Raw genomic sequence first — 23,825 nt, 5'->3', positions numbered from 1 at the left:
AGAAAAAGGAGAAGAGTTTTCATGGAAATTCTCAGAGTTGAAAATCTTAAGAAATATTATGGAGAGGGAACCAATACAGTAAAGGCGCTGGACGGTATTTCTTTTTCTGTAAACAAAGGAGAATTTATCTCTATTATAGGCCCGTCGGGCTCCGGAAAGTCTACGCTGCTTCATATTCTGGGAGGTGTAGATAAGCCCACATCCGGAAAAGTTTTTATGAATGGTCAGGATATTTATGGGGGGACAGATGAGCAGCTGGCGGTTTTCAGGCGCAGGGAAGTGGGGCTGATTTATCAGTTTTATAATCTGATTCCGGTTTTAAATGTAATGGAAAATATGACGCTGCCGGTGCTGATGGACGGAAGAGATATTAATCAGGAGCGCCTTGGGGAGCTAACAGATATTCTGGGACTGAAAGGCAGAGAGAATCATCTTCCAAACCAGCTTTCCGGAGGTCAGCAGCAGAGAGTATCTATCGGGAGAGCGCTGATGAATGCCCCGGCGGTTGTTCTGGCAGATGAGCCTACCGGAAATCTGGATTCCCGCAATAGCCAGGAAATTGTAGAACTGCTGAAGCTGTCAAATGTAAAATATCAGCAGACGCTTATCATGATCACCCACGATGAAAATATTGCCCTTCAGGCAGACCGCATGATTGCAATTGAAGATGGGAAAATTACCCGGGATGAGGTGATGGGCAGATGAATGTTTTTCAGAAAGTAACCTTTAAAACCATGAAAGAAAACCGTATGCGGACCGGAGTAACGATTGTGGGAGTTTTGCTGTCGGCGGCTTTGTTTACGGCTCTGGTATCCTTTTGTACAAGCCTGTTTTCTTATATGGAAAAGACCTATATATACAGGGATGGCAATTATTATCTGCATGTGCCCAATGCGGGGAGTGATGTACTAGAGGAATGTAAGCAGGATGATGAAACGGTATATGCAGCAGCGGCCCGTTATGTTGGATATGCTTTTATTGACAGTGAGAATGAATATAAACCGTATTTGTATGTTGCGGCGGCAGACCAGACGTTTTTTGATATTATGCCGGTGCATCTGGTGTCCGGACGGATGCCGGAAAATGATGGAGAAATTCTGATTCCGGAGCATTTAAACTATAATGGGAATGTTGTATATAAAAATGGAGATACCCTTTCCCTAAAGCTGGGAGACCGGAAATCTGTCCTGGGTGAAAAATTAACTCAGGATGATGCCTGGTATGGAGACGGCAAAGAAAACTTAGAAAAGACCGGAAATAAAACATATCAGGTAGTTGGAATTTATGAACGGCCGGAATTTGAAGGGTATACAGCACCGGGCTATACGGCATTAACCTATTCCCAACAGCTGGTTTCTAAAACAGATGGATATGATTTGTATCTGAATATTAAAAATCCGGGCAAACTTATGGATGCCTATATTGAGCGGCATCAGCTGGCAGATTATTCTGTGGAACAAAACTGGAATCTTTTGATGTTTGCCGGGGTAATCAAGTTTTCTAACTGGTCTGTTATTATATATGGTTTTGCGGTGATATTTGGTATTTTAGTTTTGACAGGATCCATTTCCCTTATTTACAGCGCTTTTTCTATTTCCGTCAGCGAACGGACCAAACAGTTTGGCCTGCTGTCTTCTATTGGCGCAACAAAGAGGCAGATTAAACAAAGTGTTTTCTGGGAGGCGGGATTTGTTTCACTTGCCGGAATCCCTCTGGGCATCTGTCTGGGGCTGGCAGGTATGGGAATCACCTTTCATTTTATCGGAGATAAATTTCACAGTCTGCTGGAGTCTCCTTATGATGTGACACTTCACGTTTCATTGATTTCAATACTGCTTGCTGCAGGAATCACCCTGTGCACAGTATTTATTTCGGTGTGGATTCCTGCCAGAAGAGCAGCCAGAGTAACAGCCATTGAGGCCATCCGCCAGCAGAATGATATCACGAATCAGAATAAAAGTGTGAAAACCTCCCGGCTGTTTTTAAAGGTATTTGGACTAGAAGGGATGCTTGGAAGAAAATATTTTATCAGAAGCAGAAAAAAATACCGGACGACCATTGCTTCTCTGGCTTTGAGTATTATTCTGTTTTTATCTGTCAGCAGTTTTACCATGTATTTAAGGTCGGTAGTAAGTGTAAGTGTGGTAACATCCAATTATGATCTCTGGTATCAAATGCCGGAATATCAGCAGGAAACGCTTAATGTGCTTTCAAATCTTTCTGAAACAAAGGAGATGGCTTACAGCAGCAGTGATATTTGTGATATCGTGATTCTGCCAGATGATCTGGCAGAAAGCCAGGTTAAGTTTCAGCAGGCAGCAGGAGGTTTTACGGATGATGTTAAAGATTCAGGTCTTGCATTTACCGCATATAAGTTTTATCTTGAGGATACCGCATATGAGGCGTTTTTAAAGGAGCAGGGACTGGAAACGAAAAAATATCTAAACTCTGACAATCCCCCTGCTGTTGTATATAATACCGGAAAGCAGACACTGTGGGAAAATGACAGCAGAATCACCTATCAGTTTGAATATTTTAAACAGGATGTCACCTCTGTTTTAAAGGTAAAGGCGGTCCCGGAAAAGAAGGGATACAATAATGTGGGAGGCGGAATGGAGATTGGAGAGGACGGTACCTGGCAGTATATGTATTATTATGTGCGGGAAGGGGAACAGGAAGAGTATGATCAGCAGGGAAATCTTTTAAATGAGGTGAAGATTCCGGCTGAGTATGAGAAGGTGCAGATTGGAGATCTTGTCAGCGAAGCGCCTCTTGGGGTTCCCACAGACAGAGGCACGGTGCTGATGATTTATCCTTATTCAGCAGCTCCCCGGGAGTTAGGAGGCAGTGTTACCTGTTATTTTAAGACCGATAATCATGAGACACTGACAGCAGAAATGAAAAAAGTGCTCTCAAACGCCGGCCTGCCTTCCGGAGATCTGAATATTTATGACCGGGTGGCGGATGATGAGACGAATCAGAATCTTCTGATCATTATTAATGTATTTTCTTATGGATTTATTATTATGATTTCGCTGATTGCCGTGGCAAATGTCTTTCATACGCTGTCCACAAATATTGCTCTCAGAAAACGGGATTTTGCAATGCTTGCCAGTATAGGAATCACCAAAAAAGGAATCCGGAATATGCTGCGCTATGAATGCATTTTATACGGTGTCCGGTCGCTGATCTTTGGAATCCCCATTGCATTTCTTGGGACGCTTTGTATGTATGTGCTGGTGCTGCAGGCTGTAGACGCATATTTTGTAATACCAGGGAAATCCGTACTCATTGCGGTTATATCTGTATTTGTGATTGTGTTTTTAACAGCAAGGTTTGCGGTGAAAAGACTTCAGAAGGAAAATCTGATAGATGCGCTGAAGGCAGAAAATATTTAGGTATAACAGGAAAAGAAATTCCCTGCCGGCCGGGTGGCTGACAGGGAATTTCTTTTTGCTTTTTTGGTATGTAAGAAATTGTTTGATTAACGATTTGTTTGTATTGTTTTTGGTATCAGATTCTGCAGGAAATATTTCCCGCAGAATCAAAAAGTATTGTTTATAAACATCTCCGGTAATGTAGGTTTATTCCGCCTCTTCCTCAATGATAAAGGATACAAGTAAATCATCCTGATTTACGCTGTCACCGGCAGAAACATAAATCTTATCTACGCTGCCGTTTACTTTTGATACAACGGTTGTTTCCATCTTCATAGCTTCCACTGTCATCAAAGGCATATTCTCTGTAACTTTGTCGCCTTCTTTTACAAGGACTTTTCCAACTGTTCCAGGAATGGAAGAGCCAAGGTGGCATGGATTGGATTTATCCGCTTTCAGCTTCTGGTCAGCTTTGATTTCAAGATTCTTATCCTGAACCCGGACCGTACGGATGGAACCGTTTACCTGGAAGCTTAAAGTGCGGATTCCGTGTACATCCGGATCGCTTGCTTCAAGATATTTAATCAGGACTTCTTTTCCTTCGCCCAGTGTCAGATAAGTTTCTTCTCCTTTGCGCAGTCCATAGAAATATACATGACTTTCCAGACGGGTGACATCATTATACATTTCAAAATGGTCGCAGTAATCTTCATATACTTTCGGATATAATGCATAGCTGATGGCTTTTTGCTGCATGACTTCTTCACTCTTATCTTCATAATGGTACTTTTCGATCAGGTGCTTTTTAATTGCTTCTAGATCTTCCGGAGGAAGAAGTCTGCCTGGGCGCTCTGTTAATGGTTCAATATCTTTCAGGACAATTTTCTGAAGGGCTGCAGGGAAACCGCCGTCCGGCTGTCCCATCATGCCTTTAAAGTAATCAACTACAGAGTCCGGATAGGAAAGTCCTGCGCCGGCTGTGAGAATATTTTCCTTAGTCAGATTATTTTTAAACATGAAGATTGCCAGATCGCCTACCGCCTTGGAAGTTGGGGTAACTTTAACAATATTTCCAAGGAGATCGTTGGCATCTTTATACAGAGACTTAATTGATTCAAAGTCATCGGCAGATCCCATGCTGGTAACCTGAGCTAAAAGGTTTGAATACTGTCCGCCGGGAATTTCATATTTGTAGATTTCCGCATTTGGAGCTTTCATATCACTTTCAAAAGCAGCGTAAACTTTACGGATTCTGCCATAGTAGCGGCTTAATTCATCCAGCTGTTCAAAATCCAGTCCGGTATCGCGCTGGGTGCCGCGAAGGGCTTCTGTAACAGCGTTCATGGATGGCTGGCTGGTGAGAGAGGACATGGATTCAATTGCAAGGTCCACAATATCAACACCTGCTTCAGCGGCCATTAATACAGAGCTTACGCCGTTTCCTGTGGAATCGTGTGTATGTAAATGCAGAGGAACGTTTAATTCATCTTTTAAGGCTGTTACAAGTTTTTTTGCAGCCAGAGGTTTTAACAGGCCCGCCATATCCTTGATGGCAATTGCGTGGCATCCTAAAGCCTCCAGTTCCAGAGCTTTTTTCACATAGTAATCCAGTGTATATTTGGTTTCAGACGGGCTTGTAATATCTCCGGTGTAGCAGATCGTACCCTCTACAATTTTACCGGTCTTTAAAGATTCCTCAATAGGCATCTTCATGTTCTCCACCCAGTTTAAACTATCGAATACACGGAATACATCAATGCCGTGTTCTGCAGAAATGCGGATAAATTCTTTTACCACATTATCCGGATAGTTGCTGTATCCAACTGCGTTGGATGCCCGCAGCAGCATCTGAATCAGTGTGTTTGGCATTCTTTCTCTTAACAGCGTCAGACGTTTCCAGGGTGATTCTTTCAGAAAACGGTATGCAGTATCATAGGTTGCCCCGCCCCAGGCTTCCACAGAAAATGCATTCTGCATAAATGCGTTGGTAGCGTAAGCGGCGCCGCAGAGGTCTTTGGTTCTCATGCGGGTTGCCATCAGAGACTGCTGTGCATCACGCATAGTAGTATCTGTGACATACAGTTTTTTATCATTTTTTATTTTCTGCATAAATCCTTCAGCGCCCAGTTTTAAAAATTCATCTCTGGCGCCGTATACAGGAGCAGTTCTGTCATATTTTGGAAGCACCCGGTTTTCATAAAAACCTTTTGGCCCTGTGGTGGAATTTACAATTTTATCACCCAGGAATTCAATAATCTTGGTTGCCCGGTCCTGTCCCCGCTCTAACTGGAATAATTCCGGAGTTTCTTCGATAAAAGTAGTGTAGCACTGTCCATTTACGAATTTAGAGTGATTCAAGACATTGATCAGAAACGGAATATTCGTTTTGACACCGCGGATTCTCATTTCCCGCATTGCCCGGATGGACTTGCGTACGGCGCCTTCAAAGGTACGGTCATGTGAGATGGCCTTTACAAGAAGACTGTCATAGTATGGGGAAATCACTGCGCCTGTGTAAGCGTTTCCGCCGTCCAGACGGATACCATTTCCGGAACCGGAACGGTATACGGTAATCTCTCCCGTATCAGGAAGGAAGTTATTACTGGGATCCTCGGTTGTAACACGGGTCTGGATAGAATATCCATTGCAGTGGATGGAATCCTGAGAAGATATACTGATTTCTTTTGAATCCAGCGGATAGCCTTCTGCGATCAGAATCTGAGACTGCACCAGATCAATTCCCGTAACCATTTCGCTGACGGTATGCTCCACCTGAATACGTGGATTCATCTCGATAAAATACGGATGATTGTCAGCATCTACAAGAAATTCCAGCGTGCCGGCATTTCGGTAGCCTACTTTTTTTGCAAGACGGATGGCGCTGTCAAAGATGATCTGTCTTGTCTGTTCCGGAACAGAAAAAGCAGGAGCGTACTCAACAACTTTCTGGTGACGGCGCTGTACGGAACAGTCGCGGTCAAAGAGGTGTACTACATTGCCGTAGTTGTCCCCAAGGATCTGAACCTCAATATGTTTTGGACTGCGAAGATATTTTTCAATAAAAATCTTGTCATCGCCAAATGCTTTTTTGGATTCATTTTTTGCTTCTTCAAATTCTCTGCCAAGGTCTTCCATGCAGTTGACGATACGCATACCGCGTCCGCCGCCGCCGTTTGAGGCTTTCAGCATAATTGGAAAACCAACCTGCGCTGCGATTTTTGCAGCTTCGTCATATTCTTTAATGGCATGGTCCACACCTGGAATAATCGGTACTTCTGCATCAATGGCCATCTGCTTGGAAGAAATTTTATCTCCCATAGCGTTCATAATATCGCTGGAAGGACCAATGAAAACAATGCCGTTTTTTTCGCAGGCGTCTACAAAATCAGGATTTTCTGATAAAAAGCCATACCCCGGATGAATTGCGTCCACATTTGCGGACAATGCAATTTTAATAATGGTGTCGATATCAAGATAAGCATCAATGGGACCTTTTTCCGGATTTAACGGATAAGCCTCATCTGCTTTTGTACGGAAAAGCGCATAGCGGTCTTCCTTGGAAAAAATACCGACGGTTGTAATCCCAAGCTCATTTAAAGCCCGGAATACTCGGATGGCGATTTCGCCCCGGTTCGCCACCAGAACCTTTTTGAATGGTTTGATTGTTGTGTTTTTCATTCAATTAGACTCCTCACTCATTTTCGGATGCCTGGTATCAGGCATCTGGGAAAATAAATCCCCTCAGATTTATTTTGCGTCACGCGGACAAATGACCGCATGACACAATTATATTGGAAAGTTCAAAATACTGCAAGTGAAAATTCTATATTATGCAAAAAATAACGCAGAAATAGACTTTGTTAAGAAAAAGACAAATAAAAATGCAGGATTTAAAACAAAATAATTCATTTTTGCTAATAAAATGACAGGTATACCGTCAAAACACGGCTCAAAATGAAGAGTGTACGAAAAAATGCTGCCCCGCAAATATATTTTGGGGCAGCAAAAAAATTATCTGCAGATCTGGCGTTTAAAGTATGATAAGGGACCGGCGAAATTCATTTTTTACAGGGTATCCCGTTTTACCGGTCTGAATGCTGTTGTAAATGTGAGCGCTGCGGATCTCAAGCTCAAGAAGCTGTTTTCTTTCATCAGATAAATCCTGATAATCAGAAGATAATCTGCTGATTACCGGAATGCTGCTTTGCTTTAGCAAAGTTAAAAGGGGCGCTGCAGATTTTTTAAATCCCAGTATCCTTACATAAGGCGCGCAGTCATATTTCTGAAAAAGACAGAGACTCTCCCCCGTTATGCCAAGAAGCAGGTGAATCAAATATCTGGCAATGGAAGTGTAAGTGCGGTCTTTGGTTTTCAGGATACTGCAGAATTGAGAAAAACTTCTAAATTGTTCCAGTGTGTGTTTGATTCTGCCAAAAAGCTGTAAAGAACCTTCGCCAAATTCTGCGTATCGTCCGTTATTTAGAAGCAGCTTATAATGAAGGAGGCTGGAAAAATCATCTTCCTGCAGAAAGAAATTATGAGCGGCCCAGTCTTTTACTGCTTGATAGCAGGCATCCGGCATCTGGTTTTTAAGATTACACAGTGAATCGGCTGTGACGGAGAGCTCCTTGGAGGCGAAAATAGCTTTCCGCAGGGCGGTGGCGGAGGAAAACCCTCTGTGGATATCCGTATCGTGGTAGCTGCTGCCCTGACGGGGGATGATACATGGAATTAAATCAGAGTCAGACTGCATGAGAGCTTTTAAATATTCGATGCCGAGAATGTTGTTGGGCAGATTTAAAGCAGAGGGGTCTGCATCAAGATGCAGATATTTCACTGCCGCAGCCTGCCGGGCCGCCGGGAAGGAAAGTCCTTCTTTTAAATAAGAGGAGAGAAGTTCGCGGTAGGGAGCCGGCTCCCCTGCAAATAATGCGGCCAGAGAAAAGAGCCGGTCTGTATCCGGGGACTCTGCGCCAAAACTGATATGTGTAACACAGTTTAGCCTGTCCAGAATATGAATGCCGCTTTTTGCAAATGTTTCAGCGCTTGAAACAGCTCCGAAAACAGGCAGTTCCAGAACAAGATCTGCGCCTCCAAGGAGAGCCAGCCGTGTTCTAAGATATTTGTCTGCAGCGGCGGGTGCGCCTCTCTGCACAAAATTACCGCTGATGATGGCGATAATATAGTCTGCCTGAGTTTGTTTTCTGGTTTCTTCTATGTGATATGCATGTCCGTTATGGAATGGATTGTATTCAGCAATAATTCCTGTAATATTCATAAAAGTCTCCTGATTGAATTCTTATATTTCAGAAATCATAACACGGAGGCCGCGGCAGTACAAGAAAATTTGTAATTGCAGAATTTGAAAGGTTTGTGTACTATCGTTTTATAAATAAGCAGAAATAAAAAAGATAAAAAGGAGCGGTTATGACATTACAGCAGTTAAAATACGTGATCCAGATTGTGCAGTCCGGTTCCATCAGCGGCGCAGCACAAAAGTTATTTATTACTCAGCCAAGTCTTTCTAAGGCTGTAACGGATCTGGAAAAAGAAATGGGGATTACAATATTTTGCCGTAATAACAGAGGGGTTTATCTGTCAGAAGAAGGAACAAGGTTTCTGGCTTATGCCCGCCAGGTAGTAGAACAGGCTCAGCTTCTGGAGCAGAAATACAAAAAAGGAACTCCTGTGCGCAGAGTTTTTGCTATATCGGCCCAGCATTATGCATTTGTTGTAAATGCATTTGTGGAACTGATAAAAGAATACGGAAAAAACAAGTATGAATTTTCCCTGAGAGAGTCAAAGACATTTGATATAATTGAGGATGTGCGTACGAAAAGGAGTGAACTTGGAATTTTGTTTCTGAATGATTTTAATCATGATGTTATGATGCGGATGTTTGAGAAGGCAGAGCTTTCATTTGTTCCGCTGTTTTTGGCAAGACCTCATGTATTTGTCAGCAGAAAAAATCCCCTGGCCGGGAAGGAGAAAGTGGCGATGGCTGATTTGCAGGATTATCCCAGACTGACATATGAGCAGGGAATCAATAACTCTTTTTATTTTGCGGAAGAGCCGTACAGTACAGAAGAAAGTCCTAAAAGTATTGTTGTAACAGACCGTGCTACGCTGTTTAATTTGCTGATTGGTTTGAATGGTTATACTATTTGTTCCGGGATTTTAAGCAGCGATTTGAATGGAACGGAAATTGTATCTGTTCCGCTGGCCCGTGAAGAGAAAATGGAAATCGGCTATATTCATGCTGCTGAAATGCCCTTGAGTGAAACTGCGAAACGTTATCTTGAACATTTGAATAAATATAGTTTTTTTCTATAGATGGCGATTGATTATTTGTATTAACGCATAGTAATCCTCTTATGTTAAAGTAACCTGAGAAATGCAAGGAGGATTCGCAATGAGCAATTATATGAATATGGAAAAAGCACCATATCCTTTTGAAGTGGTGGGAAGTTTTTTGAGACCGGATAAGCTGAAGAAAGCAAGAGAGAAGTTTTCAAAAGGAGAAATAAAGAAAAAGGATTTGACAGCGGTTGAAAATGAAGCAGTCAGAGAACTGGTCATGAAGGAAAAAGAAGCAGGTCTGCCGGCTGTGACGGATGGTGAGTTCAGAAGGCGCTACTGGCATCTGGATTTTTTTGCAGCATTAGAAGGTGTTGCAGAAATTGGCGCAGAACACTGGTCTGTAGAGTTTCAAGGAGAACAGCCAAAACCTGCTACTGTTAAAATAACAGGGAAAATTGGGTTTGGCCGGCATCCGTTTTTAGAAGATTTTAAATTCATGAAGTCTGTGGCCGGGAATACTGTTGTAAAACAAACAATACCGTCTCCGTCAATGCTCCATTTAATGTGTTGTGTCAGAGAAGAGAATTACAAGCCTCTTGAGAGATACCGGGAGGAAGACGTCCTGTTTGCGGATATTGCAGCGGCCTATCAGGATGCTGTTCAGGCATTTTATGCGGCGGGATGTCGTTATCTGCAGTTTGATGATACTTCATGGGGAGAGTTTTGTGATTTGAGCAAACGCGAGGCATATGCAGAACGCGGTTTGGATCTGGATGTGACTGCGCAAAAATATGTAGATATGCTGAATCGCATTCTGGAAGTAAAACCGGATGATATGGTGATTACAATGCATGTCTGCAGAGGAAATTTCAGATCTACCTGGTTTTCCAGCGGCGGTTATGAGCCGGTAGCTGAAATTTTATTTGGGGGCTGTCATGTGGATGGTTTTTTCCTGGAATATGATTCTGACCGGGCAGGAGATTTTGCACCTCTCCGCTTTATAAGAAATCAGAAGGTGGTTCTTGGACTTGTTACATCCAAAGATCCGAAGCTGGAATGTGAACAGGAAATTGTGGAAAAAATCTGCAAAGCACAGCAATATGTTCCGTTAAAACAGCTGTGTATCAGTCCTCAGTGCGGTTTTTCATCTACCGAAGAAGGGAATCTTCTCACAGAAGAGGAACAGTGGAGAAAGGTAGAACTGGTCAAAAGTATTGCAGAGAAAGTCTGGAGTTAATGCTGCAAATATTGCTGGTCTGCGGGATCTATGCTTAATTGCATGGATCCCTTCATTTATGCATTTGGTAGAAGAAGTGAGTATCAGATATAATAAAATCCATAAAACATAAAGCAGGAGGTATTTACCAATGATTAAGAAAAGTGTAGATGTAGTGTTGCGGGTTCGGCCAGTATTTCTGGCAATTATTCATGAATATTCATATGAAGGGCCATGCAGATTTGGAAAAGGAGAGCAGCTGGAAAAGTCATATGAGGTTATGATGGCTCAGGAACTTTATAAAAAGTTCAAAAATAATATTTCGAAAAATATTACAATGGATGGGATTGAGATTCTTGATCCTATTTATGTGGAAAGAGATGACTGGTTTGTAACGAAGGAAGATATGTTTTTAAAGATGGCAGAGGATATTGAACAGGTAGATTTTTTTATTTTTTCTACCGGAATCGGAAGAGGAGATCTATATCTGGAGTTTGCACAGCGTTATAAGAAACCTATGGGAGTTGCACCTCAGCAATGCTGTGGTCCGGCATTGAATACAGCCGCTGTTCGGGCCAGAGGGCTTGAATCATACTCTTATCGTACATGGGACGATCTGCGGACCCATCTGCGGGTAATGCGTGCTAAAAAAGCTTTGGCAGAGACAAGAGTACTGCTTGCGTCCAGATTCAATTCTACAACATCTTTCAGTACGCCGGATACATTTGTAAATATCAATGAAATTGCAGATAAGTTCGGAATTCGGTTCCGAAATATAAATGCCCATGAGTTAATTGATCAGACACATATGGTGGATCCTACCACAAATCCAACGCTTCCGGGAAGAAAAGCTCTTAATATTAATGAAGAAGATATGGTGCTGGTAGAAAAGATAACAGATGAATTAATTGCAGGCGCTCAGTTTAATAAAATGGAAAGGGAGAAACTGAAAAAATCTGTAGTAGCATATGTAACCGTTCAGAAACTCATGGAATTTAATGATTGTAATGCGTTTACTATTCCATGTCCGGATATCTGTTCTACAAGAAGAATGAATGAAGAACAGATTACATTTTGTCTGACACACTCATTAAATAATGAACAGGGTATTCCTTCTGCATGTGAATTTGATATCAATTCGCTGGTAACTATGGTAATGCTGACAAACCTGTCCGGAAAAGCACCATATATGGGAAATACCAATTGTGTATATTATGATGAAGACGGCAAAATGGTTACTTTGCAGAATATAGGAGAAGATGATATTCAAAATATCAAAGATGCAGATCGGGCAAATCTTTATTTGTCCTTCCATTCTACGCCAAACAGAAAGTTAAAAGGTCTTTCAGCTAAGACAGGATCTTATGGTATTGCACCATTTGCACACGGCGGATTCGGTGCAACGTTCCGTTATGATTTTGGCCAGGATAATGGACAGGAAATTACACTGGCAAAAATTTCGCCGGATGGTAATCAATTATTTGTGGCAAAAGCAACGATTTGTGGAGGGGCTGGTTATGATAGAATGAATTGTGATCAGGGAGTATTTTTTACAGTAGAAGACCAGGAAGATTTCTTCTATAAACAAATTAATTTTGGAAATCATTGTCCGCTTGTGTACGGTGATTATACAAAAGAACTGATTATGCTTGGCAAGGCATATGGTCTGGAAGTCGTTACCGCATGAGTATCCTGAAAGTAAATAAAACATTATTACAAAGCCGTCAGGCTGCCGCTGCACTTCTGGAAAAGATGCAGCGGACAGTCTACCATACCCCGGAACTGCTCCATGAGGATTTATATCAGTTTATACTGTATAAATATCTTCTGCATGAGACTGCACAGGGAATTTATGATATTTCAGAACTTTCTGAACTGAGTGTGGCAAAGGCTGTCCAGCTGGAAAAACAGGATGCTTTTAAAGCTGACAGTGCGGCTTCCTGCGACGGAGTTACTTCTTCCATGAATAAGAAAATACTTTTGTATATGGCGATTCAGAAAGGGTTTGGCATCACTTTTCCTGTAGAAAAGACAGCATATTTTGAAACGACACAGGATATTGCCAGAGCAGTGTTTGAGGCAGGGAGGCAGTAATATGAGTACAGCAATGGCAGAGGAGAAAAAAGTCAGGACAATCGCAGAAGAAGAACAGGAGTTTATACAGGAGTTTAATGAACTGGAAGACTGGCTGATTCAGTATCAGGCGCTGTTAGAGTTAACCTCTGATATGGAAAAACTATACGAAACAGAGCGGACTGAGGAAAATAGAATACATAGCTGCCAGGCAAAATTATGGCTGGTGCTGGGGTATGAAAACGGAAAAATATCAGTCCGGGCGGACAGTGAAAGTCTTATTGTGAAGGGGATTGTTGGTGTAATCACTGCACTGTTTCATCATCGAACGCCAGAAGAAGTCCGCCGGGCTGATATTACTTTTATGGATAAAACGGACATTGCCCGGCAGATTTCTACAGACCGCTATAAAGGAATGCAGCTGATTATAAGGAAAATAAAAAAATTTGCAGATAGTTGTGAATAGTACTATTTGCAGAGTTGTTTTAAAAAAACATCTCTGACTGAGTGAACCGGAAATGCCTTACTGGTAAAAGCGCAGATCTGGCGGCTTGGCAGAGGTGTTTTTAATTGCAGTTGTATCAGTTTCCCTTTTTTCAATTTCTCATGTACGAAGATTTCCGGGACAAAGCCGATACCAAGGTTTCGTTCCACCATAGAAACAATAAGGGGCATGGAACCAACCTCATATTTGGGAAAATAGGTGATATCCAGTGAGGAACAGACCTCGTCAATGTAAAGACGTGCGCTGGTACCATGTTCCATGACAATAAAAGGTTCGTTTTGCAGCTGAGAAAAATCCAGAACCTTATGTTTTAGATGTTCGTATTGGGGACTGGCAATTAAAATATCACTAAAATTCATCAGAGGATATTTTTGTATGGAATCATTCTCTGAAAATGGGGTTGTCAGAATCGCAATATCAAGAAGTCCCGAATTTAAAAGCTGAAAGGCTTCCTTTGGAATTTGGAAGGAAAGCTCCATATGGATACCGGGATACTTTGCTTCAAAGGTCTCAAGATGGGAGAGCAGAAAATACTGTAGTGTCAGTTCTGTGGCACCAATGCGCAGGAAGCCGCTGTTTAACTTCTGTATATTATGCAGGTGGTTTTCTGCATAAGAAATATAAGCAAAGGCTTTTTTGACATAATCGTATAGGAAACTTCCTTCTTCTGTCAGTGAAATGCCCTGCTTTGAACGCAGTAAAAGCGTGCATCCTAGTTCGTGCTCCAGATTCTGTATAGAACGGCTGACTGTAGATTGGGAAAGAAACAGCTGATTTGCTGCTGCAGTCAGACTTTTATTTTCAGCAACATGATAAAAGATATGATAATAATCATAATTTAAAGACATAGTAATCCTCCAGACGCTATTTAACAGAAAAATGTACTTTTATGATACAAAAAAATCTCATATAATAATAGAAAAAACATTACAGTTTTAAGCAAAAGTTTTTAATATTTACAAAGATCGAAATTTTTTTGTATTTTTTTTATATTGTCCGGGGAAATTACTTGCCAATTTCAAAGATTGTACTATAATGAAACTGATATGTTTTTTGGAGAATCCAAAGAAAAGCGAAGGGAGTAAATAATAATGAATGTTTTAGTAATCAATTGCGGAAGCTCTTCCCTGAAGTATCAGTTAATTAATTCTGATACAGAAGAAGTGCTTGCAAAAGGACTTTGTGAGAGAATCGGTATTGACGGGAGACTTACCTATCAGAAAACAGGTCTTGACAAAGAGATCACAGAGGCTGCAATGCCTACACATAAAGAGGCCATCCAGATGGTGCTGGATGCTCTGGTAAATGAAAAAACAGGTGCCATTAAAAGCCTTGATGAAGTAAATGCAGTGGGACACAGAGTGGTACACGGCGGCGAGAAATTCGCTTCCTCTGCTGTTATTACAGATGATATGCTGAAAGCAGTAGAAGAATGCAATGATCTTGCACCATTACATAATCCTGCAAACCTGATCGGGATTAATGCCTGCAAGGAGCTGATGCCGGGCGTACCAATGGTTGGCGTATTTGATACCGCTTTCCATCAGACAATGCCTGCAAAAGCTTATCTGTACGGCCTTCCTTATGAATATTATGAAAATTATAAAGTAAGAAGATATGGTTTCCACGGGACAAGCCACAGCTTTGTATCAAAACATACGGCAGAGTTTCTGGGCATGGATCTGAATGATTCTAAAATTATTGTTGCCCATCTTGGAAACGGAGCATCTATCAGTGCTGTATTAAACGGTAAATGTGTAGATACATCTATGGGATTAACTCCTTTAGAAGGCCTTGTAATGGGAACCCGTTCCGGAGATATAGATCCTGCAATTATGGAATTTATTGCGAAGAAAGAAAACCTGGATATTGCAGGTGTTATGGAAGTATTAAACAAAAAATCCGGCGTTCAGGGTATTTCAAAATTATCCAGTGATTTCCGCGATCTTGAGGATGGCATGGAAGCAGGAAATAAACTGGCCGAAATTGCTCTTGATGTATTCAGCTACCGGGTAGCAAAATATATCGGTTCTTATGTGGCCGCTATGAATGGCGTAGATGCAATTGCCTTTACAGCCGGCATTGGCGAGAATGCGCCTATTGTTCGTGAAAAAGTATTATCATATCTTGGATATCTTGGAATTAAGCTGGATGCTGAGGCAAACGGAAAACGCGGCGACGACAATGTGATTTCCACAGCAGATTCTAAAGTGAAAGTTTGTGTCATTCCTACAAATGAAGAACTTGCAATTGCAAGAGAAACAGTTGCTTTGATTTAAGGATAAATATGGAGCAAAAGGAGTGTTGAAGGTTCAACACTCCTTTTGCTCTATAGGAAATACCGTGTTGTGATAAAGCTGAAAAGTACCGATTCCTATAGAGAAAAAAACGCTCCGCTGATGATCGCACTGCGGCGGAGTGGAATCATGTCGCAAAAGCGATTTTTTAAAAATTACAGAGAAGCTTGGAGGAAAACATTTTGAAACTGAAATATGAATATAATGGAAAATTTATTTCTGTTGTTCAAAAAATTACAGGTACCGTTTTAATCAGTCTGCTCTGGCTGGTTCTGTGTGTTCCGGTATTTACCATAGGAGCATCCTCAAGGGCGCTGTATCATACCGCCGACTGGGTGTTAAGACATGATCTGGGATATCCTGCAAAAGAGTTTTTCAAAGAGTTTCGAAAACAGTTTAAGAAATCTGTGGCTGTATGGATTCCATTTTTGGCGGCAATCGTACTGATTATGGTGAATTTTTATCTCATGAATCATTCCTTGAGAAATAAAACAATGGCTATGGTTGTGCTGGGACTGCTTGCAGTAGTATTTCTGCTGGTGCTGGTATGGTGTTCCTATATTTTTCCGTATATATCTTTCTTCGACGGGGATGATAAACGAACTTCCTTTAAGACATCTTATATAATGATGATTACCCATCCGGTGCGCTCCCTGGCAATTTTCGGCCTGTTTATTGTATGCGGCCTGATTTTATATGCGGTTCCCATTTCTGTTGTGGCTCTGCCTGTATTAATATCCTTCCTGCATTCTGTACTGCTGGAGAAGGTATTAAAAGAGTATACAGATCCGAAAGACTGGGAAAAGCGCAAAGAACGTTACAGAGATGAAAAGGAAATTTACGATCAGCAGTTAGAAGACCGGGCAGATGAAATTCTCCACGGCTCAGGCGGAGATGATTATATCAGATAGGGGATGACTTCCGCCTCTGCAGGCGGTGAGTAACAAATATAGAAAGACGGGAGAAATTATGGAGAAAACAGGACAGACAACAGCCGCTGGCTTGGGGTTTTACATTAAAAATATGTTTCTGATCAGTATTTTCTGGATTGTATGTTCCATTCCGGTTTTTACCATCGGTGCATCCTGCAGTGCGGCATATCGGACCGTCCACAGGGTTTTGTATCGTAAGGATCAGGAGACATGGAAGGTTTTTCGGGACAGCTTTAAAGATAACTTTAAAAAAGGCACTAAATGCTGGATTGTGGTTGCTGTACTGGGATTGATCTTCTTTGGCATTGGACGGTACCTGTTTCAGCTGGACTGGGATTCTAACGGGACATCGGGACTTGGCATGTACTATATAATGTTTTACCTGATGTTTGTATACGTGTTCCTCTGGGGGATGTATGTGTTTGCTTATAATATCCGGTTCAATGATCCGGCCAGGGTTATTCTGAGGAACTGTCTTTATCTGGTAGTGCGCCATCTGCTCAGCACCATTGTTATGGGAATCATCATGGGCGTATTTATTTATCTTACGGTCTGGCTGAAATTTGTAGTTGTTATCACGCCGGGACTGGCAGTATTCTGCATTTTAAAAATAATGGAAAAAGTTTTTTCTCATTATATGAATGAAGATGATTACCGGATGGTCTGGGGACTGGAACCTCTGGAAGAACCACAACAGGAAGATGAGTTAACTCCGGTGTTTAAAGATGAAGATTCCCACTGAGATGTTGTAAAAATGGGCTGCATGAAAAAGTAAATTCCCCATGACCCGGTTATAAAAATGATGAAGAAATACATTGACAAACATACCGCTGGTATGTATAATAGCTTAAGTGTGATTAGAAAATTGCCGTACATTGTTAGACTGGCAGTTTAACAAGTATAGATTGTTTGTAAATGGAGGTGTAAACATGTCTATTTGTCCAAAAAATAAATCTTCTAAAGGAAGAAGAGATAGAAGAAGAGCAAACTGGAAAATGAGTGCTCCTACTTTAGTGAAATGCAGCAAATGTGGAGAATTAATGGTTCCTCACAGAGTATGTAAGAAATGTGGTTCTTATAACAAAAAAGAGATTATCACAGTAGATTAATGATGAAACGAAGAAATAAAGCGGAGGGTTCCGCTTTATTTTTTTTGCTCTATAGAAAATACTGTGTTGTGATAAAGCTGAAAAGTACTGATTCCTATAGAGCAAAAAACGCTCCGCTGAGGATCGCACTGCGGCGGAGCAGAGTTATGTGGCAAAAGCGACCCGCCGCAGGCGGAGAATCCTGCTGTGGCAGGATTTTTTGGTTGAATTTGTTGTCTTGTTATAGTATATTTCTTACTAGGCGGGAATGGCCAAAGGAGGAAGTAAATGTCTGAAATGATTAAGGTGGCAGTTGATGCTATGGGCGGAGATCATGCACCATTAGAAGTAGTAAAAGGTGCGGTGGAAGCCATAAAAACACGGGAAGATATAAAAGTTTTTCTGGTGGGACAGGAAGAGCTTGTAAAAAAAGAACTAGAACAGTATACATATAAGCCGGAACAGATTGAAGTGGTAGATGCCAAAGAGGTTATTGAGACTGCAGAACCCCCGGTTAATGCAATTCGTAAGAAAAAACAGTCATCAATTGTGCTGGGCATGAATATGGTTAAGAAAAACGAGGCAGATGCCTTTGTATCAGCCGGCAGCTCAGGAGCTATACTAGTTGGCGGACAAGTGCTGGTGGGAAGAATCAAAGGGGTAGAGAGGCCTCCGTTAGCTCCGCTGATTCCAACAGAAAAAGGAGTGGCCCTGCTGATTGACTGCGGAGCAAATGTGGACGCTAGAGCCAGCCATCTGGTGCAGTTTGCCAAGATGGGTTCTATTTATATGGAAAATGTAGTGGGAATCAAAAATCCCAAGGTTGCCATATTAAATATTGGCGCTGAGGAAGAAAAGGGAAATCAGCTGGTGAAGGAAACATTTCCGTTATTAAAAGCGTGTGAAGATATTAATTTTATCGGCAGTATTGAAGCAAGAGAGATTCCTCATGGGGGAGCTGATGTTATTGTCACAGAAGCATTTGCTGGAAATATTGTACTAAAGCTTTATGAGGGAGTGGCAGATACACTTCTTACAAAAGTGAAAGAAGGACTGATGTCCACACTGCGCAGTAAGATCGGAGCCCTTTTAATTAAACCGGCCTTAAAACAGACACTGAAAGCTTTTGATGCATCTCAGTATGGAGGAGCGCCGCTTCTGGGGCTTAAGGGACTTGTGGTGAAAACCCATGGAAGTGCCAAAGCAAATGATATAAAAAATTCTATTATTCAGTGTGTAACATTCCGTGAGCAGGAGATTAACTCTAAAATAAAAGAGCATATCTGTACAGAGACAGAAGAATAGGCAGTTTAGAATCATAGAAGTCTTTTCTAAAATAATCAGGAAAGGAGAGATGGCTGTGGAATTTGAAAAATTGCAGGAGATTATTGCCCAGGTACTGAATATCAGTACTGAGGAGATTACAGAAGAGTCTTCTTTCGTGGATGATCTTGGAGCAGATTCCCTGGAGCTTTTCCAGATCCTTATGGGTGTGGAAGACGAGTTTGGGATTGAAATTCCGCCAGAGCAGGCAGATCAAATAGTTACAGTATCTGATGCATTTGAAAAGATAAAAGAGGCACTGTAGGATTCCATGGGGAATAATCAAAGACGATTTATGACCGGGCTGTAACGGAGCAGTAGAGATTTCTGCTTTGGGGCAGCCCCTTCATTGTAATGCGGCAGTAAAAATGACTGCACCGGATGAAAAAGCGCTGATCATAAAGCAGTCAGACAGTCCGGGTTTATAAAAAAGGAGAAATTATGGGTTCATTAAAAGAGTTTCAATCAAAGATCGGATACCGCTTCGCACAGGAGGGACTTCTCCGTCAGGCGCTGATTCACAGTTCTTATGCCAATGAGAAACATATGAAAAAACATTCAGATAATGAAAGGCTGGAATTTTTAGGGGATGCGGTTCTTGAGATTATCACCAGCGAGTATTTGTATCAGCTGCATCAGGACTGGCCGGAGGGGGAACTGACAAAGCTGCGGGCCAGTATTGTCTGTGAGCAGACCCTGGCTTTCTGCACCAGAAAGCTGAATCTTGGAGAGTACCTTTATCTTGGTAAAGGGGAGCATCAGACCGGCGGAAGAAAACGAAAATCCATCTTGTCAGACGCCTTTGAAGCAGTAATTGGAGCAATTTATTTAGATGGTGGTTTTGCTAATGCAAAAGAGTTTGTGCATAAATTTGTACTGAATGATATTGAACATATGCAGCTCTTTTATGATAGCAAGACTATCCTGCAGGAAATGGTACAGGCGGAAAATAACGGAGAACTAAATTATCCTCTGGTAGCGGAAGATGGTCCCGATCATAATAAGCACTTTATTGTGGAGGCAAGGATTGGAGCGCGTCTTTTGGGCAGAGGAGAAGGGCATACAAAAAAAGCTGCTGAACAGGAAGCAGCGTATCAGGCGATTCTGCTTCTTAAGAAAAAGGACGGAGGGAACGCATGTATCTAAAGAGTATTGAGGTACACGGCTTTAAATCTTTTGCAAACAAAATTGTATTTGATTTCCACAATGGAATTACCGGAATTGTAGGGCCAAACGGCAGCGGTAAGAGCAATGTTGCAGATGCCGTGCGCTGGGTGCTTGGAGAGCAGAAGGTAAAGCAGCTTCGAAGCTCCAGTATGCAGGATGTGATTTTTGCGGGAACAGAGAACAGAAAGCCCCAGAGTTATGCCTATGCAGCCATTACACTGGATAATTCGGATCATCAGCTGGCCCTGGATTATGAAGAGGTAACGGTTGCCAGGCGGGTGTATCGCTCCGGAGAAAGTGAATATCTGATTAACGGAACTGCCTGCAGGCTGAAAGATGTCAACGAGCTGTTTTATGATACCGGTATCGGCAAAGAAGGATATTCTATTATCGGGCAGGGGCAGATTGATAAAATTCTTGGAGGAAAGCCGGAGGAGCGCCGGGAACTGTTTGACGAGGCAGCAGGAATCGTAAAATATAAAAGAAGAAAACAGACGGCCCAGAAGAAACTAGAAAGTGAAGAGCAGAACCTGGTCCGGGTTAATGATATTTTATCAGAGCTTGGCAGGCAGCTGGCCCCCTTGGAGAAACAGTCTGAAACAGCCAGAGAATATCTGAAGAAAAAAGAGGAATTAAAAAGCTATGATGTCAATGCATTCCTTCTGGAGACGGAAAAGGTAAACAGGGAGCTTTCAGAGGCAGAAGAGCAATACCAGATAGCTAAAGAGCATCAGGAACAGACGAAAGACGCATTTGAAAAGATCAGGAATCAGTATGAACAGATGGAGAATGCCATCGGTGAGACGGAAGACCGGATTGAGCAGATGCGTCAGGAGATGAATCAGGCCGGGACAGATAAAGAAAAGCTGGAGGGACAGCTGAATGTATTAAAAGAGCAGATTCATTCTATTGAAAATAACGAAGAGAATTTGAAAGAACGTCTGAAATCCATGAAAGAAGATGAAGAGGCAAGGATTCAGGCAAAAGAGACCTATGAGCAGGAGAAATGCGGTTTTTTGGCTGATATTCAAAAGATACAGCAAAAAAAGGAAACTGCCTATCAGCAGATTTCAGAATGCAAAAATGAAATTGTCCGATGCGAGGAACTCATTGAAAACGGAAAAAATGAGATTTTAAAACTTATGGACGAGAAAGCATCCCTCCGGGCCAGGCAGCAGCATTTTGATACAATTGCAGAACAGACCGCTATCAGGCAAGCCCAGATTCATCAAAAGCTTTTGACACAGAAGAGCGCAGAGGAGGAACTGCAGTCTGTTTTTGACGGGCACAAAGCCAAAAAGGATGAAATTGAGGCAGAAATTGCCGGGCTGAAAAGCCGGGAATCTGAAATTGAGAGTAAACTGGACGGATGGAAAATAAAATCTCAGGAAGCTGTAAAAACGCTGGAACAGGCAAGAGAACAGTATCATAAAGACCGTTCCAGATTAGAATCTCTGAAAAATATTGCTGAGCGTTATGACGGATATGGCATCAGTATTCGGAAAATTATGGAGAAACGGGCTGAAAATCCCGGTATTCATGGTGTTGTTGCTGATATTATCAAAGTGGACAAGCAGTATCAGACTGCTATAGAGACCTCTCTTGGGGGAAGTATTCAAAATATTGTCACAGAGGATGAAGAGACGGCCAAAGCATTGATCTCTTATTTAAAGCGGAATAAGCTTGGACGGGCCACCTTTCTGCCGCTGACCAGTGTGAAAAAAAGGGACGGATTTTCTCAGGCAGGCGCCTTAAAAGAGCCGGGAGTCATTGGACTTGCAGATACTTTAGTGGAGACTAAAGAAAAATACCGTGGGATTATCGGATATCTTCTGGGGCGTACTTTGGTGGTAGATCATATAGATCATGCCACAGCTATTGCAGGAAAATACCGTTATTCTCTGCGGATAGTTACTCTGGAGGGGGAGTCCCTGCAGCCAGGCGGCTCTATGACCGGCGGTGCATTTAAAAACAATAGCAATCTGCTTGGACGAAGCGGTGAAATTCAGCAGCTGTCCGGAAAAGTAAAAGAAGCGGAGGAGCTGATTGGCTCAACCAGCAGCCGGCTTGAGGATATACGGACAGCAAGAGAGCTGTTAAAAGAGGATCTTGCCGCAGTCAGAGAAGAAATGCAGCAAAAGAAGCTGTCCTTAAATACGGTGAAGCTGAATCTGGAACATGCCAGAGAAGAGATCTGCCAGCATGAAACATTTTATCAGAATATCCAAAATGAAAATCAGGATATAAAAGAGCAGCTTTTAAATGCCAAGGAAGAAAAAGAAAAGATTTCGCAGATCATTGCCCTTTCAGAGGAAAGGACTCATGAAATTGAGGAAGAGAGTGAAGCGGTTCAGAAATTGCTGGATAAACAAAATCAGGAAGAGAGCCGTCTTCAGGCACAGTTGTCTGAAATATTAATGGAAGATGCTGCCCTTCGTCAGAAAGAGGAATTCATCATTGAAAATATTCAGCGTGTGGAAGGTGAATTACAGAAGCTGGCAGATGAGCGGAAAATGCTTACCGACTCTTTCAGGGAAAGTGATGCTGATATTCAAAAGAAACAGCGGGACATGGAAGAGATAGGAAAAACCATTGCCGAAGCTGTGAGGGTTCATCAGAAGCTGGAAGTGTGTGTAAAAGAACTGCAGGAAAAGAAAGAAAGTATGTCTGCGGATTATAAGGGATATTTTAAGGAACGAGAGGAATTATCTGGTCAGATTGGTGAACTGGATAAGGAAATTTTCCGGCTGCAGGCGAAAAAGGAAAAGCTGGAGGAATCCCTGGAGCGTCAGAGCAGCTACATGTGGGAAGAGTATGAACTGACGTACCATGCAGCCCTGCCCCTTAAAAATCCGGAATATCAAAATCTGGCTGATATGAAAAAGCAGATGATAAGGCTCCGGGAAGAGATACGAAAGCTTGGCATTGTGAATGTCAATGCCATTGAAGAGTATAAAACAGTATCTGAACGCTTTCATTTTATGGATAACCAGAGGAATGATCTTGAGGAAGCAAAGAAGACATTGATTGGTATTATTGAGGAGCTGGATCAGGGAATGCGCCGGCAGTTTAATGAGAAGTTTGCCGAGATTCAGCGTGAATTTGATAAAGCCTTTAAAGATTTGTTTGGAGGCGGCCGGGGGACTTTAGAGTTGACAGAAGACGGGGATGTGCTGGAATGCGGCGTGCGGATTATAGCCCAGCCTCCGGGTAAGAAGCTGCAGAATATGATGCAGCTGTCCGGCGGTGAGAAATCACTGACAGCTATAGCACTGCTGTTTGCCATCCAGAACTTAAAGCCGTCTCCCTTTTGTCTGCTGGATGAAATTGAAGCGGCGCTGGACGATTCTAATGTTGTAAGATTTGCCAGATATCTGAATAAGCTGACAAAAAATACGCAGTTTATCATTATTACCCACCGAAGGGGAACCATGTCGGCGGCCGACAGGCTGTACGGTATTACCATGCAGGAGAAGGGGGTATCAACTCTTGTATCCGTAAGCCTGATTGAACATGCACTGGACGCATAAATATATAAAAACAGAAA

The 23,825-nt window shown here is 42.1% G+C and carries 18 protein-coding genes; 15 read left to right on the top strand and 3 right to left on the bottom strand.

Annotated elements, in window-relative coordinates; translation table 11 throughout:
- The first annotated feature begins 21 nt into the window (after positions 1-21).
- Together OCV88_RS14245 and OCV88_RS14240 are read left to right on the top strand one after the other, a co-directional pair.
- Positions 22-705: an ABC transporter ATP-binding protein gene (locus OCV88_RS14245; protein WP_158426112.1), complete on the top strand. Its 684-nt coding sequence runs from the start codon at positions 22-24 to the stop codon at positions 703-705.
- Positions 702-3,398 (top strand): ABC transporter permease, encoded by a 2,697-nt coding sequence (locus OCV88_RS14240; RefSeq protein WP_158426111.1) that lies wholly within the window; start codon positions 702-704, stop codon positions 3,396-3,398. The genes OCV88_RS14245 and OCV88_RS14240 overlap by 4 nt, the downstream gene beginning before the upstream one ends.
- A 186-nt stretch (positions 3,399-3,584) precedes the next feature.
- Here OCV88_RS14240 and OCV88_RS14235 read toward each other — a convergent pair whose 3' ends face one another.
- The gene (locus tag OCV88_RS14235) at positions 3,585-7,055 is read right to left on the bottom strand and encodes a pyruvate carboxylase (RefSeq protein ID WP_158426110.1); all 3,471 of its coding nucleotides are present in this window, start codon (positions 7,053-7,055) and stop codon (positions 3,585-3,587) included.
- A gap of 352 nt (positions 7,056-7,407) precedes the next feature.
- Positions 7,408-8,655, bottom strand: a complete 1,248-nt coding sequence (locus OCV88_RS14230) for a tRNA(Met) cytidine acetate ligase (protein ID WP_158426109.1) — start codon at positions 8,653-8,655, stop codon at positions 7,408-7,410.
- Between the two features lie 149 nt (positions 8,656-8,804).
- Here OCV88_RS14230 and OCV88_RS14225 point away from each other — a divergent pair, with 149 nt between their 5' ends.
- From OCV88_RS14225 to OCV88_RS14205, 5 genes are all read left to right on the top strand, one after another.
- Entirely contained in the window at positions 8,805-9,710 is a 906-nt protein-coding gene (locus OCV88_RS14225) for a LysR family transcriptional regulator (protein ID WP_158426108.1), read from the top strand.
- 79 nt (positions 9,711-9,789) lie between these two features.
- Positions 9,790-10,914, top strand: a complete 1,125-nt coding sequence (locus OCV88_RS14220; RefSeq protein ID WP_262591385.1) for a 5-methyltetrahydropteroyltriglutamate--homocysteine S-methyltransferase — start codon at positions 9,790-9,792, stop codon at positions 10,912-10,914.
- Positions 10,915-11,044: 130 nt separating this feature from the next.
- Positions 11,045-12,580 (top strand): fucose isomerase, encoded by a 1,536-nt coding sequence (locus tag OCV88_RS14215; RefSeq protein WP_158426107.1) that lies wholly within the window; start codon positions 11,045-11,047, stop codon positions 12,578-12,580.
- Positions 12,577-12,987, top strand: a complete 411-nt coding sequence (locus OCV88_RS14210; RefSeq protein ID WP_158426106.1) for a hypothetical protein — start codon at positions 12,577-12,579, stop codon at positions 12,985-12,987. The genes OCV88_RS14215 and OCV88_RS14210 overlap by 4 nt, the downstream gene beginning before the upstream one ends.
- 1 nt (position 12,988) lies before the next feature.
- Positions 12,989-13,432 (top strand): SufE family protein, encoded by a 444-nt coding sequence (locus tag OCV88_RS14205; protein ID WP_158426105.1) that lies wholly within the window; start codon positions 12,989-12,991, stop codon positions 13,430-13,432.
- Positions 13,433-13,434: 2 nt separating this feature from the next.
- Here OCV88_RS14205 and OCV88_RS14200 read toward each other — a convergent pair whose 3' ends face one another.
- Complete coding sequence (locus OCV88_RS14200) at positions 13,435-14,319, bottom strand: LysR family transcriptional regulator (RefSeq protein WP_158426104.1); 885 nt, start codon at positions 14,317-14,319, stop codon at positions 13,435-13,437.
- A 243-nt stretch (positions 14,320-14,562) separates the two neighbouring features.
- Between OCV88_RS14200 and OCV88_RS14195 the strand changes: the two genes are divergently transcribed.
- From OCV88_RS14195 to smc, 8 genes are all read left to right on the top strand, one after another.
- On the top strand, positions 14,563-15,750 hold the full coding sequence (locus tag OCV88_RS14195) for an acetate kinase (RefSeq protein ID WP_158426103.1): 1,188 nt from the start codon (positions 14,563-14,565) through the stop codon (positions 15,748-15,750).
- Positions 15,751-15,950: 200 nt separating this feature from the next.
- On the top strand, positions 15,951-16,679 hold the full coding sequence (locus OCV88_RS14190) for a YesL family protein (RefSeq protein WP_262591382.1): 729 nt from the start codon (positions 15,951-15,953) through the stop codon (positions 16,677-16,679).
- A 58-nt stretch (positions 16,680-16,737) separates the two neighbouring features.
- Entirely contained in the window at positions 16,738-17,442 is a 705-nt protein-coding gene (locus OCV88_RS14185) for a YesL family protein (protein ID WP_158426101.1), read from the top strand.
- Between the two features lie 187 nt (positions 17,443-17,629).
- Positions 17,630-17,809 carry a 50S ribosomal protein L32 gene (rpmF, locus tag OCV88_RS14180; RefSeq protein ID WP_158426100.1) on the top strand — a complete coding sequence of 60 codons (180 nt, stop codon included), beginning with the start codon at positions 17,630-17,632 and terminating at the stop codon, positions 17,807-17,809.
- 276 nt (positions 17,810-18,085) lie between these two features.
- Positions 18,086-19,093, top strand: a complete 1,008-nt coding sequence (plsX, locus tag OCV88_RS14175; RefSeq protein ID WP_416795192.1) for a phosphate acyltransferase PlsX — start codon at positions 18,086-18,088, stop codon at positions 19,091-19,093.
- Between the two features lie 55 nt (positions 19,094-19,148).
- A complete protein-coding gene (gene acpP / locus OCV88_RS14170; protein WP_158426098.1) occupies positions 19,149-19,376 on the top strand; it encodes an acyl carrier protein in 228 nt (75 codons plus the stop codon).
- Between the two features lie 176 nt (positions 19,377-19,552).
- Positions 19,553-20,257 carry a ribonuclease III gene (rnc, locus tag OCV88_RS14165; protein WP_158426097.1) on the top strand — a complete coding sequence of 235 codons (705 nt, stop codon included), beginning with the start codon at positions 19,553-19,555 and terminating at the stop codon, positions 20,255-20,257.
- Positions 20,248-23,808: a chromosome segregation protein SMC gene (smc, locus tag OCV88_RS14160; protein WP_158426096.1), complete on the top strand. Its 3,561-nt coding sequence runs from the start codon at positions 20,248-20,250 to the stop codon at positions 23,806-23,808. The genes rnc and smc overlap by 10 nt, the downstream gene beginning before the upstream one ends.
- Positions 23,809-23,825 lie beyond the last annotated feature (17 nt).

Origin of the sequence: Brotonthovivens ammoniilytica (assembly GCF_025566885.1) — a bacterium.
Lineage (GTDB): Bacteria > Bacillota > Clostridia > Lachnospirales > Lachnospiraceae > Brotonthovivens > Brotonthovivens ammoniilytica.
Note: the sequence above shows the minus strand (reverse complement) of the source record. Positions and strands in the feature narration are given on the sequence as shown.

Bases quoted from the DNA above. Each gene is read 5' to 3' on its own strand.
- OCV88_RS14245 (WP_158426112.1), top strand. From the start codon at position 22: ATGGAAATTCTCAGAGTTGAAAATCTTAAGAAATATTATGGAGAGGGA.
- OCV88_RS14240 (WP_158426111.1), top strand. From the start codon at position 702: ATGAATGTTTTTCAGAAAGTAACCTTTAAAACCATGAAAGAAAACCGT.
- OCV88_RS14235 (WP_158426110.1), bottom strand. From the start codon at position 7,055: ATGAAAAACACAACAATCAAACCATTCAAAAAGGTTCTGGTGGCGAAC.
- OCV88_RS14230 (WP_158426109.1), bottom strand. From the start codon at position 8,655: ATGAATATTACAGGAATTATTGCTGAATACAATCCATTCCATAACGGA.
- OCV88_RS14225 (WP_158426108.1), top strand. From the start codon at position 8,805: ATGACATTACAGCAGTTAAAATACGTGATCCAGATTGTGCAGTCCGGT.
- OCV88_RS14220 (WP_262591385.1), top strand. From the start codon at position 9,790: ATGAGCAATTATATGAATATGGAAAAAGCACCATATCCTTTTGAAGTG.
- OCV88_RS14215 (WP_158426107.1), top strand. From the start codon at position 11,045: ATGATTAAGAAAAGTGTAGATGTAGTGTTGCGGGTTCGGCCAGTATTT.
- OCV88_RS14210 (WP_158426106.1), top strand. From the start codon at position 12,577: ATGAGTATCCTGAAAGTAAATAAAACATTATTACAAAGCCGTCAGGCT.
- OCV88_RS14205 (WP_158426105.1), top strand. From the start codon at position 12,989: ATGAGTACAGCAATGGCAGAGGAGAAAAAAGTCAGGACAATCGCAGAA.
- OCV88_RS14200 (WP_158426104.1), bottom strand. From the start codon at position 14,319: ATGTCTTTAAATTATGATTATTATCATATCTTTTATCATGTTGCTGAA.
- OCV88_RS14195 (WP_158426103.1), top strand. From the start codon at position 14,563: ATGAATGTTTTAGTAATCAATTGCGGAAGCTCTTCCCTGAAGTATCAG.
- OCV88_RS14185 (WP_158426101.1), top strand. From the start codon at position 16,738: ATGGAGAAAACAGGACAGACAACAGCCGCTGGCTTGGGGTTTTACATT.
- rpmF (WP_158426100.1), top strand. From the start codon at position 17,630: ATGTCTATTTGTCCAAAAAATAAATCTTCTAAAGGAAGAAGAGATAGA.
- plsX (WP_416795192.1), top strand. From the start codon at position 18,086: ATGATTAAGGTGGCAGTTGATGCTATGGGCGGAGATCATGCACCATTA.
- rnc (WP_158426097.1), top strand. From the start codon at position 19,553: ATGGGTTCATTAAAAGAGTTTCAATCAAAGATCGGATACCGCTTCGCA.
- smc (WP_158426096.1), top strand. From the start codon at position 20,248: ATGTATCTAAAGAGTATTGAGGTACACGGCTTTAAATCTTTTGCAAAC.